This window comes from Candidatus Marimicrobium litorale (assembly GCF_026262645.1).
Lineage (GTDB): Bacteria > Pseudomonadota > Gammaproteobacteria > Pseudomonadales > Halieaceae > Marimicrobium > Marimicrobium litorale.
Genome location: NZ_SHNO01000003.1, coordinates 80283 through 95197 on the forward strand (window position 1 = coordinate 80283; position 14915 = coordinate 95197).

At 52.3% G+C, this 14915-nt stretch carries 11 protein-coding genes and 2 pseudogenes; 6 read left to right on the plus strand and 7 right to left on the minus strand.

From position 1 onward, the window contains the following. Window positions 1-27: 27 nt before the first annotated feature. Genes EYC82_RS17980 through EYC82_RS18000 form a run of 5 tightly spaced genes read right to left on the minus strand, consistent with a single transcriptional unit; the run spans window position 28 to window position 8091 of the window. Window positions 28-2277: a DUF3604 domain-containing protein gene (locus EYC82_RS17980; protein WP_279251016.1), complete on the minus strand. Its 2250-nt coding sequence runs from the start codon at window positions 2275-2277 to the stop codon at window positions 28-30. Window positions 2278-2303: 26 nt separating this feature from the next. Continuing rightward, complete coding sequence (locus EYC82_RS17985) at window positions 2304-3134, minus strand: SDR family oxidoreductase (RefSeq protein WP_279251017.1); 831 nt, start codon at window positions 3132-3134, stop codon at window positions 2304-2306. Window positions 3135-3168: 34 nt separating this feature from the next. Then, entirely contained in the window at window positions 3169-4632 is a 1464-nt protein-coding gene (locus EYC82_RS17990) for a DUF1254 domain-containing protein (protein ID WP_279251018.1), read from the minus strand. Between the two features lie 57 nt (window positions 4633-4689). Continuing rightward, the gene (locus tag EYC82_RS17995) at window positions 4690-6015 is read right to left on the minus strand and encodes a hypothetical protein (RefSeq protein ID WP_279251019.1); all 1326 of its coding nucleotides are present in this window, start codon (window positions 6013-6015) and stop codon (window positions 4690-4692) included. Window positions 6016-6039: 24 nt separating this feature from the next. After that, on the minus strand, window positions 6040-8091 hold the full coding sequence (locus tag EYC82_RS18000; protein ID WP_279251020.1) for a DUF3604 domain-containing protein: 2052 nt from the start codon (window positions 8089-8091) through the stop codon (window positions 6040-6042). A gap of 314 nt (window positions 8092-8405) precedes the next feature. Between EYC82_RS18000 and EYC82_RS18005 the strand changes: the two genes are divergently transcribed. From EYC82_RS18005 to EYC82_RS18020, 5 genes and pseudogenes are all read left to right on the plus strand, one after another. Then, complete coding sequence (locus tag EYC82_RS18005; RefSeq protein WP_279251021.1) at window positions 8406-9260, plus strand: type 1 glutamine amidotransferase domain-containing protein; 855 nt, start codon at window positions 8406-8408, stop codon at window positions 9258-9260. 31 nt (window positions 9261-9291) lie between these two features. After that, window positions 9292-9669, plus strand: coding sequence for an AraC family transcriptional regulator ligand-binding domain-containing protein (locus EYC82_RS18010; protein WP_279251022.1), 378 nt, complete (start codon window positions 9292-9294; stop codon window positions 9667-9669). A gap of 467 nt (window positions 9670-10136) precedes the next feature. Next, window positions 10137-10610, plus strand: a complete 474-nt coding sequence (locus EYC82_RS18015) for a hypothetical protein (protein ID WP_279251023.1) — start codon at window positions 10137-10139, stop codon at window positions 10608-10610. Window positions 10611-10757: 147 nt separating this feature from the next. Next, a pseudogene (locus tag EYC82_RS18245) lies at window positions 10758-10844 on the plus strand (IS6 family transposase); the annotation flags it as partial. A gap of 214 nt (window positions 10845-11058) precedes the next feature. Beyond that, window positions 11059-11970, plus strand: coding sequence for a response regulator (locus EYC82_RS18020; protein ID WP_279251024.1), 912 nt, complete (start codon window positions 11059-11061; stop codon window positions 11968-11970). A gap of 390 nt (window positions 11971-12360) precedes the next feature. Here the strand turns inward: EYC82_RS18020 and EYC82_RS18025 are convergent, their stop codons facing one another. Further along, a complete protein-coding gene (locus EYC82_RS18025) occupies window positions 12361-12816 on the minus strand; it encodes a lipocalin-like domain-containing protein (RefSeq protein WP_279251025.1) in 456 nt (151 codons plus the stop codon). 169 nt (window positions 12817-12985) lie between these two features. Beyond that, window positions 12986-13189, minus strand: a pseudogene (locus tag EYC82_RS18250) (IS6 family transposase); the annotation flags it as partial. A 905-nt stretch (window positions 13190-14094) separates the two neighbouring features. Between EYC82_RS18250 and EYC82_RS18035 the strand changes: the two are divergent. After that, window positions 14095-14915: leucine-rich repeat domain-containing protein (locus EYC82_RS18035; protein ID WP_279251026.1), on the plus strand; the 821-nt coding region annotated here is incomplete at its 3' end.

Consider the following 14915-nt stretch of genomic DNA (forward strand, 5'->3'; position numbering starts at 1 on the left):
AAAACTCTCGTGTTTTTTTGTTGCCGATCAACCCCTCGGGGCAATCCAGATCGGCGAAGACCAGGCGCGTTCCTGCAGCGTTCTGGCCAGGTCTGGCCGCGGCTCTCGATCGGCTCGAATCGCATCCCAGGTAGACCAGCGGCAGGTGGGATTCTCTATCGCGCGCGCATAGTAAAACGCACGCTGCGATGGGTCGAAGTCGGGGTCGTGCCACAAAGCTACCAGTTGCTCCGAACCGGTCTCCGGGTTGATCGAACAGTCAGAAACATCGACTCGGGCTCCGTTGTCCGGGCAACGTTTCGTCGCTTGGTCTACCGCCGCGCCACCGGCGCAGGCGACATCCATCACTTCCTCATGGGTGTTGCCAGCGACATCGATCCAGCCCTTGATGACCTGCACGCGCTGCAGGGGGGCGCTTTCGGGGTCCGCTGCGGCCATCACAATAAAGCCCGGTGCCTGCCCTTCTGCGTTGGCCGACAGTTCCCCGCCCATACTGACGCCGTTGGCGTAGGCTCGCTGGCTCCCATCAGCAGATGCCAGCATGCTCTGATCAAACCCATAACCCGCGAAAAACTTCAGCGAGATGCGCGGCCCCGATGTAGCAAAGACTTCCCGCCTTCGAAACGCATCATAGATCGACTCCCGGGTATTCTCCTCAGCCCAGGCCGCCGCCAGGCCTGAAGCGCCATAGAGTGGATTAGCGCCACGGGAGTAGAGATCGCCGTTGATGCGCGTATACATCCCCTTGCCCTGGGGTGTAGGGTTGAACGGCCAGGTCGCCTTAGTAAGGTAGTGCGCAAACTCACTCGCCAAACCGGTTGCGGGTACCGAACCGCGCTGCTCAGGCTGGCTGGACAGTAGGCTCAGCTTGGAGACATAGGTTTTTTCGTCCGGCTGGCTGGCCGCCGAGTGGGTATCGCTGGAGCCAATAAAGCCAAACTGATACGGGTTGGCAATGCCCTGCTGCTCCAATGCCAAACCGGTACGAAGCGCATCCCGTACATAGGAACCCTCAACCTGGCTCAGCGCGTTGGTGGCGACACGATAAGGCATGATCTCGAAGCCTGCGAACTCATCACGGCTCGACAGCGCCGGGTGCGTTTCCGAAGTCCCCTTGATCTGCGTAATCTCCACGATCGGCTCGTTGCGAATACGCTGCTTCGCGTAGTCATCATCCAGCGGGTTGCCGGCCCAATCGACCAGTTTGAACATCTGGCCGTTCGATGCGTTGGAGTTGTGCGGTATCGCCAGGCTCTCCACTCCTTTTGCGCGCAGGTCATCCATCCACTGCCAAAGATTCTCAGGATTGATGGAGTGGAATCGTGAGAATGGCTCGCGCGGCAGGCGGTTACTACCGGCAAAGATCACGTTGCGGTGCAGGTTGCCCATATCAGCTGAAGACGATGAGTACTCGTAGGCGACAAAGGTAGTAAACGCACCTGGATCATTGTAATCATCTGCAGCTTCGACGGTATCGCTCCACGCGCTGCGAATGACACCCAGGGTCTGTTCCCTGCCCAGCGTTCCGGCGCGGATCATTGAAGTCGCAGTGGGCAGGAAATTTGAAAAGGCGAGAAACCGTTTTAACGTGCTGAATACGTCAGTACCGTTTTTATCCGGCGCGTTAAATTCGTGAAAGGGCTGGGCGAAATCAGTCTTCGAAAACTCGGTGGAGGTATCCGAAGCAGCCTCAAAGACACCGAGGTACATGGCATGATCGGTCACCGCGTAGAAATCCAGCGGCCGGGACAACTGCATATCAAAGCCCCCGGGATTCCAGACCGGTTCGCCGCGTGCGAATCGGTAAGCGTCACCGGGGCCCGCCAACGTTCCCATGGAGTGGCCGTCGAAGGATAAGGAAGTGTGGACGTGAAGATCACCGAACCACGCCTTGCGCTCCACAGGTATAGTATCGGTGTCGGTGTCGGCGTCCGCCCCTGCCCTGCCCGACTCTACCAGTGTTCTCGGGGCAGATGGGGTGCCGCCTTCGCGAATCAGCAGCTCTGTCTCTGTGTCAAAGACACTTGCGGACAGATTACCGGTAGCAGCCCTTTCAGCAATCACCACATTAAGCTCGGCGGTTTCTGCAATAACAACCGGATCGTTGAGGACATCGGCGGCAGCCGGGAAACTATCATTGGTCTGTTGGATTGCGTCACCGGAGCAGGCTGCAAGAATCGAGCTAATGCCAACGATCAACAAAACCCACGGTCGACCGATCCTATGCTTGTGATCCTCGTCGGCCCCTATGCGGGCCACCTTGTTATATTCGCTCATGGTTTTGCTCGCTCTGTTTCGCGGGTCTATTGCATCCCTTTGAAGGATAGCAACCCGGGGTCACCCCTCTTAGTCTCTTTAGCCGCCTTACGCATCGCAAAAGAAAAGAGCCAGGGCAAATACCGTTTTACGAAATAAGCACGCTTACCCAGTTGATGGGGGTTGCAGATCAACTGATTCCTTTGCATTGATTGGAAAGCAATATCTGCCACCTGATCGGCATCCAGCTCTGAGGCCTCATACAATTCAGCTAGGCGTTCTTTGGAAGTCGGGTCAGTGGTACGCAGCGAACTGCCCAAATTCGTTTTAAAAAAGCTCGGACACAACACTGTTACGCCAATGCCATAGGGCTCCAGTTCATAATGGATCGTCTCGCTTAGCGCCACAACGCCCGCCTTGGTCACGTTGTAGGAGGCCATGCCCGGGAGATTCATAAGGCCGGCCAATGATGCCGTGTTGAGAATGTGGCCACTACCCTGGGCTTTCATCATTGCAGTGAACGCCCTGCAACCTAACACCACCCCTTTCAGGTTGATATCGATAATCCACTCCCAGTCTTCCCAGTGCCCTTGTTCGATTCTATCGCCGGCACCAACGCCAGCGTTGTTGACCAGCACATCCAGCCCGTCCCACCGGGCCTGAACCTCGGCTTTGAGGATCTCCCACTGCTCCGGCACTCTTACATCCAGGGAGAATATCCAGGCTTTACCACCCTCGGATTCAACTAATGCCTGAGTCTCTTTTGCACCGTCCATATTGACATCAGCGATACAAATGTCCGCCTCTTCCCTGGCGTACCTGAGCGCAATCGCTCGGCCCAGACCACTGGATGCTCCGGTGACTATTACGCGTTTCATACTGTCCGGCCCTCTTTCTCTTGCTGCTGCCACACTAAAGCCGTGTCACCTGAGGCGGCTTCCAAGTGCGTTCGAGCATGGCTTTCTCCGGGCCGTAAACACGTAAGGAGATGCGCGTTTTTTCCTCACCCGCCGGCAACCAATTGCCTATCTTGCCCTCAGGCGGTGTACCACCGATGAAAATGCGTAGGCTGCCGTCGGCTTCATAGGTCAGATCCTTTGCATGAGAGCTGATGGCATAGCGGTCATAGGGATTAAGCATCAGGTTGCCGTCCTGGTCGTAAATGGTGAGCGACCAAAAATACTTGGCGGGCGGGGTTTGGCCAGGCTTAAAGTGGATTTCGTAGGTATGGCTACTATTAATCTCGTCTCCGTGCTGGTCTTGGCTCGCCCCCATATACATGGCTTCTTCGGCATCATTGGCGACAATACCTCGCATCGACTGTATAGCTGCGCGTATATAGAAGTCACCATGCACACCGGAGCGGCCGAAGCCCACTGGCGTCACACCCCAACCGTTGACCCTTCTTTCTTCAGGCGTACTGTAGTCACGAAGAATCATCGTGGCATCGAATACAGCCGCCGCTAAGCCTGCACGCACGCTGTCGTCAGCTTGGTATATATCTTGATTCGGCCCAATATGTAAGTCAGCCCAATCTTTCAAATAGCGTTGATCACGCTCCGGAACGCCATTGGCAGTCATCGCCCGGTTCACGTTGTGCCAAAAAGACAAGGGATCAGACATCACCATTTTTTTCATGTAGGCAATGACATCTTCTTCAAGCAACATTTCACTGAACTCGCCTACATCAGGGACGGGCGGATGCGGAGGCCGCGGCGGATTATCTTTACCCCAGTCACTCAAGGCCACAATCTGCATTTGTGACTGCATGGCTGCAACCTCTGCGTGATCACTGGGGTCGTTGAAGTCAGAATAAATTCTGGCCATAGCATAAAACCAAGGGGTTGGGTTATGGGCCACAAACTCCACATCATCCGGCAAGACTCCCTGCCAACCCGGCGGCACGATGGCGTAATTGCCGCCACCATTACCGTGGGTGCGCTTGCCGATATAGGAAAAATTATCAGAATCAAAACCCGCCAGCTCAATCGAAAAATATCGGTCGCCCGGAATCGGCGGCACACTAATAATGATCGGCTGTTCTTTTGCGTATACCCAGGCTGGTGAGTAGAGCGTATCGGCATTCGGCGTGCCACCGTCGCGATAGTTTTTAGGATCGACAAAGGTCGCATGCCAGAACTTGTTTACCGCATCCACTGGCCCCTGATAACCTTCAGGCCCCGTGGGCTGACTCCATTTATAGCGAAGTACTGTGTTTAATTGGTACGGGAACGCATAAATCATCGCGTTCACACCTTTGGCATAGGCATATTGCTCACGCCAGTCTTTATTGAAGTTGATCTGCCAATAACTACCGCCGGCAACGACTAGCGCCACCACCAAGGCAAGAAGCATTTTTATCGATTTTGATTTCATTTTTTCTACTCTTTTCGCCTTTATGTACTTTCTCTGTATCTTTCCGTTAGGGCATCGCTAAGAAACGTAAACTCGATAAAGCAACCCGTGAGGGCCACTTGTCGAGTAGTAATCACGATTTAAGCCCGGGCAGGCGGACATACATGCGGCGAAAAGTGCTCCCGTGGCGACGCGGCCTTTTTCTTCCCCGGTTTCAATATCTACCACCACCGCATCAACGGTTTGGTCTTCCAGTACATCGTCGAGAACAATTTCTCCTGTGTCGGGGTAATACAACACCTGGTTAGAATTGCCGATATCATGAACCCACAATTCTTCGAAGTCTCCCGGGCCATTAAATCGCCAGGCACCGGTTTTCCGGTTGGCGGTATCAAAGGTCAACAGAATCCGTTTATCCTGAACATACAGCGGGGATGCGGAGTGTCCGCCATTGGGTAAATCAAACGGCGTTAACACATCGGTTGAACTAGTGTCTGTAGTGGATACTCTGTGTACACGCACCGGAGCACTACAGGGCTTGGAAAAGGCCACTGGTTTGGTGCCAACAGGGTAGGCACGCATAATCGTCTCCAGTGGCGGGGTGTCACCCATATCCATGAACCAGACACTGTCATCACCCACGGTATTGCACCAGGCAAAGCTCTGGTCTTCACCGGGCAGGTCATAGGAGGCGCTCCAGTTTTCATCCAGAACCAGATTTTGGTCTTTATAGATCAAGCGATGAATATGGGTAGGTGTGGTCGCGTAAACGTATTCACCCTCCGGTGTCAGGTCCACGCAAAAGCGGCCGATAGAGGCACCCACGAACTCAACCGTATTAATCACCTTCAGCGTGTTTGGATCAAAAATCGTGAAGACTGATTTTTTGCTGTGATCGTGTTCAAGGTTGCGGGTGATCATCATGCCATCGGACAAAAGACTGATACCGTTGTGCGCATGATCCACCGGCAGTTCCATTTCAGCAATAGGCTCAAGGTCAAGACTCAGTTTATGAATACGGTTACCAAAACCTGCGATAATGTTTCCATCGGCCAGGACAGCGCCACCACCACACCAATTGTGCCCACCTGTGGATAATTCGGGTGATGCTTTAATCGTCTCAAGAGTAACCGGGTCAATCTCCTCCCCCCAACCAATAGACACATCAGCTTGGTAAGGCACAGAGCTGCCAAAGACAAATAGCCGGTTGTCAGCGTTAAAGGTTCCCACCACCCACCGGTCCCCGGCAAACTGGCGTGAGGTAACTTTCAGGCTCTCACCCGGCTGAATATTCAGGCCGGGGCTTCTTGCGTGTTTTTGGCGTCTAACGCCACCATACTCGGTGGGACAGTTGGAATTTTGGTAGTAACCTTTTAGGTCTAATTGATAGTCTTGCAGCGTCATGTCTTTGCTCTCAACAGTTTATCGTTAACGGCGTGACCAGATCGGCGAAGACCAGGCCCTTTCCTGAATGGTTGCCGGTATACGGGGGTCTGGTTCTCGGCCAAGACGAATGGCGTCATAGCTGGACCAGCGACAGGTTGGATTCATTAATACGCGCACATAGTAAAATGCACTTTGATCGGGATCGTAGTCCGGGTCACGCCAGAGAGTTTTCAATTCAGTGGCACCGGAACCAGCACTGAACTGGCAGCTTGTCAGGTCAACCGTGGCACCATTGTCGGGACAGCGACCAGTTGCTGGATCAACTTGGAGACCATCGGCGCAGGCGATATCAACTACTTTTTCATGGGTTTGACCCGCATCATCAATCCAGCCTTTGACCATTTGAATACGCTGCAGTGGGGCATCCATGGGATCCCGAGTCGCCCAGACAATGAACTCCGGCGACCCTGGCTGTTGTCTGCTGGAAAGAACCGACCCCATAGGCACGGCTGCAGCTTCAAGGTGTTGCACCAGACCGGGGTCGTCGATCATCGCTTCATCCATATCCCAACTCGCATAAAAACGCAGCGCGATGCGCGGACCGGAGGTGGCATAGGTTTCGCGGCGAGCCAGCGCATCAAAGATAGCCTCGCGGGTATTTTCTGGCGCCCATACCGCGGCCAGGCCGCCCGAGGTGTTGAATTTGAGAAAGGATTGGTACGCTTTTTCCCCCCGGCTGTTGCCGGCAAGGCGGCGCACTGCGGGCGAAGAGATGGTGCCCACGGACCCACGGTGGTCCCATTCCTCTACAGCCCCCGGGTTGGCGTTGTGATTGTCAGTGGCTGCTATAACGCCAGTTTGTAGTGGATTGAAGCCCAGCTCTCGTTCAAGTTCCAAGCCAACCTTCAAACCCTGACGAACGAATGCGGTTTGAAAGGCGCAGCCGGCGAGTTCACCCGGCAAGCAGGGATCGAGTACCTGCGCAAAGGCACACTCTTCATCCGTGGCACCAACACCCAGCGCACACTCTGAAGCACCTTTGTTCTGGAAAATCTCAGCCAGGGGTTCACGTCTTTCACGCAGACGCCAATCATCTTCACCATACCGCTGACCATCATAGGTGTAGCGAGAATATGTCAGTCCCCAGGCTTTATTGGAGTTATGCGGTATGGTCAGGAAGTCACAGCCATCGGCTTTATCGCAATTGGCTTCAAGCCCCTTCCAGAGCTCAATCGCATTGGGCGCATCAATGCTCGAAATAGATCGTTCAGGCACGACATTGGAACGAAATATGACATTGCGGTGATGTTTACCCTGGTCCGGCATGCCGGGCGAATATTCGTAGGCAATGAGTGTGGTGAGCTCCCCTGGCTCGTAATAGTCATCGGCAAGACGGACATAGCGAGCCCAATCCTTACTGACATTGTCATAACACCGCTCGACGGTGCCACCACCCCACTTGCAGGTAGGAAATCTATCCGCACCCGGAACCTTACGACTTTTTGGCTGGTAGACACCTGCCGGTACCGCAGGATCTCCGGGGTCGGCCGTACCGCGAGCGCTTTCGACAATGATGCCTAAAAATATTGGGTTATCCTGGGCCATGACCCAGCAGGCCGCTCGCTCGAGCAGCGACAGGTTTGGATCGTTGCAATGCGTGCGGATACCAAAGCTTTCAGCGTGATCGGTAATCGCCACAAAATCCAGAGGGCGACTCAACTGCATGGTCTCACCGCCAGCGCCCATCAAGCTTTCACCTTTCGCGAAACGGTAGGCATCTTCAACACCTAGCTTGTTGCCCATCATTGATGAGTCAAAACTTTCAGCGGTGTGCAGGTGCAGCTCTCCCCAATACAGGTTCAATTCACCGTCACCAGCATCAACGGCCCTGACGTGCTGATCAGCGTTCTGCGCATCGTCTTTGCCAACTGCCTGAACGACGGGCGCCACAACTTTATTGTCGTCTTGCAGGGCATAATCCCGCGGTGTGGAATCAGGGCCAATTTTGTCGAGAATGACGTGATAACCAACAGCAACAACGCCAACGCCCAGGGCAAGGACAGCAAACGCAGCCAGAGCTAATTTTTTCAGCATGACACAGCCTCTCACCAGGCGGCCAAAGCCTGGAATTTCAATCTCCTTAGGTGAATTGGATTATATCTACGCGCTCAAACCCGCGGTTATCATATTCGGACATTCTCCGAGAGCCTAAAACCCCATACCTGGTACAGACACAGGAAACATGCCTTTTCCAGTGCGCAAAACTATGTTCTTGCCAGAGTCCTCAAACCCACATGTCCGAATATGATATACCCCATCCCTTGAGCCGCAACTATACTCCCAGCTTTCGACCCACGACGAAAAGACAAACACCCATAACTGAGTTCGTTGACATCAGAGGTCACACCATGAAAAGCACGTTACTGAAAGGCGGGGCAGCGATCATTGCCATATTCGCAGTATTCATTCTGTCTTTGCCTACCATCATGCACCAGGCAGGCCTCCACCCCGAATACACAGGCGAAACCCATCAGCTGCCTGCCGGCATGCGTGCTTTGATAGTCACCACCAGTCACGGGGTACTTAATGCCGCAGGGGAAACGACAGGTGACCCTACCGGCATCGCTCTTTCAGAGTTAACACACCCCTATTACAGCTTTCTGGATGCAGGCATGCAGATTGAGGTTGCTAGTATCAAGGGCGGTCAAATTCCGGTGGACCCCAGCGGCCTGGGCCGCGTCATGATCAGCCCTGAAGACAAGCGTTATCTCAACGACCCCATTCTGCTGGCCAAAGTCGAAAACTCCCTGAACATAGACAATGTGGATTTCACCGCGTACGACGCCATCTTTCTCGTCGGCGGTTGGGGCGCGGCATACGACCTGGGCTATTCTGAGGTGTTGGCACAACAGATCAGCGAAGCTTACTACGGAGCCAAAGCACCACTTATGGGCTCGGTATGCCATGGGGCTTTGGGCTTTATCAACGTCAAAGATCTTGGTGGCAACAAACTGATAGCCGGCCGCGCCATGAGCGGGGTCACTGACAAACAGGTTAAAGAGCTTGGTATCGAACTCACCCCCATGCACCCCGAAACGGAGCTGCGTAAAGCCGGTGCGGTTTTTGAAAGCCAAACGGCTTTTCGTGACGTTTTCGCGACCCACGTGGCTATTGATGCCGAGCAACGTTTTATCACCGGGCAGAATCAAAACTCGGGCATGGAAACCGCGCAAAAAATGATTGCTATTATGGTCCGCAAGTAAACGAAGATTCAGGCTTTGAGGACCAGACTCCATGGCCAATGAAACGTTGCAGGCGTTAGCCGTTAAGGCCTTTCACGACAGGCTGCAAAGCCTGGGTATCAATCCTCTTGAAGTGATTGAGGCCGCCGCTGGACGCCGTGATTCCGCTACAAGCGCACAATCAACTCCTTCCGTGCATGAAGTGCTTGAAACAGCCGTGGCAATGGTTGGGGACCCTGCGCTAGCGATTAGAATCGGTGAAGATATAGACCTTGCTACCTATGGCACCTACGGTTTCGCCCTCATGAGCTGCTCTCACATGGGCGCTGCTATGGAACTTTTTCTTCGCTATGGGCAAACGTTTATCCACTCTTCCAGCTGGCAGCGTTCAAGCTATGAAAATGGTTTAATCCTTCGCCTGGGGTACTGACAAGTTAACTCGAGGTCACGGGCTGGCGCTACACAATCGAGCCTAGACTGACCAGAAATATGTCATTGCCCCCCACATTATCAGTGAGGAAATCGACTTCCAGCAGGCCGTTTATTTGTCCTATTCTTTGACAAGAATTTGTGGGCTGCTTCAGGAGTTGCCGACGCCGATAGACGCTTCAAAACTGCGCAACGGGCAAATTTCGCCACACCTGTTGTCACGAATGCAGAAGGCACATGCCGCAATTGGGGCGATGTCGCGAGAAGGGCGTTTGAAGGCTGATTGAGAGGTCAGGCTAGGTGAACCATAAGAATAAATTGGGCTGGAGCGGATACCCGTAAGATTCTATGCACCTTTATCGTTCCCGCACATAACACGGAGAGCTTTGTTGAAGTGTGTGGCGTTGGCCATCATAGTACCCAATGGCCTAATTCACTAAGAGAACCTAGCAAATCAAGGAGAATAATATGGGAATTTTTCGCAAAATTTCGTTCTTGAGTGCGGCAACAATTATTATAGCGACTATGGGAGTGCCGATGAATGCCGAACAGCAGGCTCCCGATCCAATTGACGGGCTGCCTGATTTGCGTGGTAATTGGGTCGGAACGTATAAAGTGTACTTGCATGGTGGACACAAAATGGCAGAAGCGGAGTTTCGAATTGTTGAACAAGACGGACCATATTTCAGAGGGAAAAATGCCTGGAGACATGTCGATAAAAAGCAACCCATGACAACCAAGATCGGCAAATTGATCAGTCAGGATGAAGAACCCTTCGTCGGAGTTATCGGGTTCAACAACACTTCGATCTCCATTGCCGAACAGGATGATATGGGAGCACTCGGAGGTCAATTGGTTAATCGAGATACCATGCAGCTGATCTACTCAGAACCCGGTGCGAACGCTATGGTATTCCGAATTGAACTTAAACGAAAACGTTAGCAGTCTGCCATTTACCGTGGTGCACGTTTTGATGCGAACTCATCATCAAGTCGTTACTACGGAAGGCTGAAAACGCTGTAAGCAAAGGGTACTGAAAACTTAACGGTACTGCCAATTTAAGTCGCGGATTTGGGCTAGAATCGGCCCATGAATACCTACAAACGGCACAGATTCCGACCCCATATCATCAGCTACGCAGTTTGGCTCTACTGTCGTTTAAACCTAAGCCACCGAGGGTACTGACAAGTTAACTCGAGGTCACGAGCTGGCGCTACACAATCGAGCCTAGACTGACCAGAAATATGTCATTGACCCCCACATTGGGCTGTAATTTCACGAGATTTTGGTTTGTGGTTTCCACATTTGGAGCGAATCTGAGTTAACTTGACTCGGAATTTTTCAATCGTTAACTTATCTAATAGTTGTACACAATTTCTAGGAACACCGAATGATATACCTTGCAAGATTGGCTACTGCGTTACTTCTTTCCTCATGTGTCGCGCTGATTACCAGCGGCTGCAGCGACAGTAACAACGACGATAGCTTTGATCTGTCACCGGTTGATCCTCCCGCCAACCCGATCCAGCCGGCCAATGTCAGCCCGCCAGAATGGCTGTATGTACAGACGGCAGCGACGGCACAAATGACGTCCGATACCACGTTAGAAATCCCGTTCACTCGCGATGTCTTTGGCTTCACCGACAGACCTTACCGGCAACATGCTTACTTCACGGCCTCTGAATTTGAGGCGTTCTGGAGTGAGGAAGGGGCCAATAGTTTTTCTGAAGTCCCACCCAATGCTGTACTAACCTGGCTTGAGGGTGAGGAACCGCGTGAGGCCGAGATAACCCTTAACAGCGCGACCGTCTATGCCGATGGCACACAGGAATCCCTAGTATATGAAATCACACTTGAAACTGAGCAAATGCCGGACGCACAAATGTCTTACGTGTCGCTCTTTGTGGATTCAAACACGGATTGCTCGTTGGGAAAGGAAAAACTCGTTATTCTTATTGCAGACGATTCTCGGTTTGAGCGCGTGATTGCCGCAAAATTTTTGAACGACAATGGAATTACTAACATTGTTGAGGCCAGTAACGGAAATGAAGCTATTTCTCAGTTTCGCACATATAAACCCAACCTGGTTCTCATGGACATCAACATGCCGGAACTCGATGGAATTACGGCCTTGAAGGAGATTGTACCCGAGGGGGCAAAAGTGATTATGCTAACAATGGATGGACAACAGGAGTTTATAGTGCAAGCTCTCAAGGCGGGCGCGCTAGGCTATATTGCGAAGCCCTTTAGCGAAAATCAATTAATGGAAAAGGTTAATAGCGTGCTTTGCCCGTCATCTTGAGTGTGTTTATGACGTATAGCCAAAACCGTTGAAAGCGGTTGCGTTGATCAATCAAACCTCGCAATCCGCTACGATACCAGTGAACCCACCCGTTCCAACCAGCCCACTGTTGGTTACTGGGCATCAGTGAGCTGCATAAACCCTGAGCCTTCTCAAGCCCGCCTAGTGCGGGTTTTTTGATGACGAAAGAAGCCAGAGTAAGCTCGCTCGACGGTACTGACAAGTTAACTCGAGGTCACGGGCTGGCGCTACACAAGTTATCCTGGTGCAGCCGGATTTGTGTCATCAAGCTCCACTTTGGGTCTTTCTGGTGGGAAATATCCGCTGGCCATTTCCACTTTTTGAACGAAAACAAGTTAACTTGTCAGTACCGTCTTCTTTCCCCGCAAGTTAAACTGGCAATATCATCTTTTCCCAAACGTATTGAGTCTGGCACTCGACCCCATCGACCAGGTAAGGTTTTGAGGTCAAACGCAAAATTCTTTCATTGAGCCTTGCCGTAGCCCCATAGAAAAAATTTCCGCCTTTAGACATTTCCACCATGTTGGGTGAAGAGCTCGTTAGTACGATATAATGTAATTCATCCCCCTTGATTAGGTACCTGCCGAAAAACGACAGGTGTGTTTTCATTGCTTCTTCATTTTCATCTTTTGTGCCGAACCAGTCGCCATTCTTGAAGGGACTGCGATTCACCGCATTCACTTCAAACCACACCAAATCGTCAATTGTGTAAGCGAGAAAACCAATGGCATCTTTTCCAAAAGGATATTCCACTGTACCGTCCTCGCGTTGCATTTCGCCAGACGCCATCTTGTACGTGCCGATCAAAGTTTGCTTGTTTAGCAAGGTTTTTGTCCACCGTCAGTGTAAATCGCAGGTTATCGATAAGGTAACTTCTCCAGTCCCTGGGAATCAAGCCGTTAGTCTCACGCAACTGCCCTACCCCATTCTCCGGACGCACTTGTCGGTATTGCCAAATTAACTTCAGAAGGCGATTGAAACCGTCACCCAAATCTCAAGCCACTGCCCTACTCCAAGCACCATACGCAACTGTCCTGAGATTCCGATAGTGCTGAGCCCGAACCAGGTGCCGACCCAAATTGAACAGGTTGCTGACTGCGGCATGGGCAGTCTCGAGTCGCTGCGCGTGCTTCATGGACTTGAATCGCCGCATCCGTCGCTCTCTGATTCTGGTCGCCACGTTAGACGGCTCGGCCCTGGGTCGGAAGTTCGGTCTGGGAAACCGCTTAGCAATCTTCCACTTATTCCAACCACCCCTACCAACCCACCCAAACCAGGTTCGGCATACGTTCGGTCTCGGCTTCCCTGCCCTACCCGCCTGAATAATTCTCTTAGCTTTCTTCGACTTACTGAGCAGGTTGGGCTCTCTCCCACCTCCTCATAATCGGCAGGTCGAAGGTTCGAGTCCTTCTGGGCCCACCATATTATTGATTCTTATAGCCTTTCTATAGAATAGAGCATCCGACTTTTTGTCGGTTAGTCGAACCCTTGCCGGTGTCGCAAACAGAGCAGCTGCAAGGATTGATGACTGGGATGTTTCCACACTCTGACAATGCCGACCCTATACCGGGCCTCTGGGATACAAAGGCCAAATTAACCCGACGCCCTCGACGCACCCGATGCGTCTCCATAGAGTTCATGGCGTTGCAGCAATTACATTGGCGTCGGGTACGTCAGGTTTGTCGGGTGTGAATCTGTTTCAGGGGGTAGCTACCCACTCTCCCCCTTGGGGTCGATTATCTTGAATGTTGATACGCCTGCGCAGAGCGGGCGGAGTTTCGGTAAACCTTCTAACCATGACCCCGCGTTCGGCCAGCAGATCTTCGACATCTCGGTGGCTGGGATTAAATCGATGGTAGAGCCAGATGGCATAGGCAATGATATCGGGTGGGGGGCGCCGAGGCGGAATCGATGACGCTTGTAATTAGTCACCCTCCGATTCTATCAATTCAGCATAGTTAAGTGAGCGACACCGTCAGGTTTCCTTACACCTTCATTATCACTGAACCCCGTAATGGCTTGTATCACTCGCCAATCCTCTATTGGCATAGATATTGCTATTGATCACATCGACTAAACGTTATATGACAGACGATGCTGCTAATGACCTCAACCACAACAACACCACAGCGTGGCGTACTCGCCTCATTCGCATTCTTGCTTATTTCGATGCTATCGGCTCAGGCTTTCGCCTTTGATGTCGGTGGCTTGCGTTATACCGTTACAAGTGGAACGACTGTTTCTGTGGTGTGGATTCTTCTAAGGAGTAACCCAAACAAAGACTTAGTGATTCCTGCCACTGCATCTGATGGCACAACGACCTACAGCGTTACGACCATTGGGGGTTATGGTTTCTACTTCAAGGCCCTCACCAGCGTGACTATTCCAGACAGCGTTACGACCATTGGGGAATCTGCTTTCTACGGCAACGCCCTCACCAGCGTGACCATTGGGAACAGCGTTACGATCATTGGGGAGGCAGCTTTCGAACGCAACGCCCTCACCAGCGTGGTTATTCCAGACCGGGTTACGACCATTGGGAAGGGGGCTTTCACTGACAACAACCTCACCAGCGTGGTTATTCCAGACCGGGTTACGAGCATTGGGAGAGCTGCTTTCAGCTTCAACGATCTCACGAGCGTGATCATTCCAGACAGCGTTACGAGCATTGGGAGAGCTGCTTTCACTGACAACAACCTCACCAGCGTGACTATTCCAGCCAGCGTTACGACCATTGGGGAGAGTGCTTTCGAAACCAACGACCTCACCAGCGTGACTATTGGAAACAGCGTTACGACCATTGGGTCCTTTGCTTTCCAAAACAACGCCCTCACCAGCGTAGTTATTCCAGACAGCGTTAAGAGCATTGGGCAAAATGTTTTTAACAACAACGCCCTCACCAGCGCGCACTTTGGAGGCAACTT